Origin of the sequence: Streptomyces sp. NPDC059851, assembly GCF_042732005.1 — a bacterium.
In the GTDB taxonomy this organism is placed as follows: domain Bacteria; phylum Actinomycetota; class Actinomycetes; order Streptomycetales; family Streptomycetaceae; genus Streptomyces.
The window spans coordinates 1-1,686 of record NZ_JBHWJJ010000296.1; the positions used below are offsets into that span (position 1 = coordinate 1).

At 73.7% G+C, this 1,686-nt stretch carries 1 protein-coding gene; it reads right to left on the minus strand.

The window, feature by feature from the left end:
- A partial coding sequence (locus ACFV7Q_RS38835; RefSeq protein ID WP_385435668.1) for a beta-ketoacyl synthase N-terminal-like domain-containing protein occupies positions 1-1,686 on the minus strand: 1,686 nt, incomplete at both ends.

Sequence of the window (1,686 nt, forward strand, 5' to 3'; positions counted from 1 at the left end):
CCGTAGGTGGCGAGCAGCGCCTGCGCCTCGATCGGGTCACCGAGCCGCGTACCCGTACCGTGCGCCTCCACCGCATCCACGTCCGCGGCCGACAGACCCGCGCTCGCCAACGCCTGACGGATCACCCGCTGCTGCGACGGGCCGTTCGGGGCGGTGAGCCCGTTGCTGGCACCGTCCTGGTTGATCGCCGAACCACGCACCACGGCCAGCACCGGGTGCCCGTTCCGACGGGCGTCCGACAGCCGCTCCACCAGCAGCACACCGACACCCTCACCCCACCCGGTACCGTCCGCCGCAGCCGCGAACGCCTTGATCCGGCCGTCCTCCGCCAACCCCCGCTGACGGCTGAAGTCGATGAAGTTCTCGGGCGTCGACATGACGGTCACACCGCCGGCGAGCGCCATGTCGCACTCACCGTTGCGCAGTGCCTGGATCGCCCAGTGCAGTGCGACCAGCGACGACGAGCAGGCCGTGTCGACGGTGACCGCCGGGCCCTCCAGCCCGAAGACGTACGAGACGCGGCCGGACATGACGCTGCCGGCGTTGCCGGTGCCGACGTGGCCTTCCAGGCCGTCCTGCTCACGGGTGATGAGGGAGAGGTAGTCCTGGCCGTTGGTGCCGACGAACACACCGGCGCGGCTTCCGCGCAGGCTGGTCGGGTCGATGCCGGCCCGCTCGAACGCCTCCCAGGACGTCTCCAGCAGCAGCCGCTGCTGCGGGTCCATGGCCAGGGCCTCGCGCGGCGAGATCCCGAAGAAGTCGGCGTCGAAGTCGGCCGCTCCGGTGACGAAGCCGCCCTCGCGGGTGTACGAGGTGCCGGGCCGGTCCGCATCGGGGCTGTAGAGGCGGTCCAGGTCCCAGCCCCGGTCGGCCGGGAACGCCGCGACCGCGTCCGTGCCCTGCGCCAGCAGCCGCCACAGGTCCTCGGGGGTCCGGACGCCGCCGGGGAAGCGGCAGCTCATCGCCACGATGGCGATCGGGTCCTCGTCGGACGCGACGGCGACGGGCAGCAGGGTGCCGGAGACGGGGACGCCACCGACGAGCTCCTCGCGGAGGTGGTCGGCCAGCACGGCGGAGGTCGGGTAGTCGTAGACGAGCGTTACGGGCAGCCTCAGCTCGGTGGCCGCGCTCAGGCGGTTGCGGAGCTCGACGGCCGTCAGCGAGTCGAACCCGAGCTCCTTGAAGGCACGCTCCGCACCCACCGCGTCGGCGGTGCCGTGTCCGAGGACGGCGGCGACGTGCGTGCGGACCAGGTCCAGCAGTTCCCGTTCCTGCTCGGCCGGCGCGAGCGCGGCGAGCCGTCCGGAGAGGGTGGCCGGGCCGTCGTTGTGCGCGGCGGCCAGGCCGGCGCGGGCGTCGGTCGCCTCGCGGGCCGCGCGTACCTCGCCGAGCTCGCTGAACAGTTCGGTGCGGCGTACGGCGGTGTGGCCGGCCAGGTACTGGTCCCATGCGACGTCGGCCACGGTAAGGGTGGCGTCGTCGGCGCCGACGGCCTGACGGAGCGCGGTGATGGCCAGCTCCGCAGCCATCGGGGGCACGCCGTCCCGGCGCATCCGGGCTTCGAGGGCCTGGTCGGCGGCCATGCCGCCCTCGGCCCAGGGTCCCCACGCGATCGACGTCGCGGCGAGCCCGGCGGCGCGGCGCTGCTCGGCGAGCGCGTCCAGGTAGGCGTTGGCAGCCGCATAG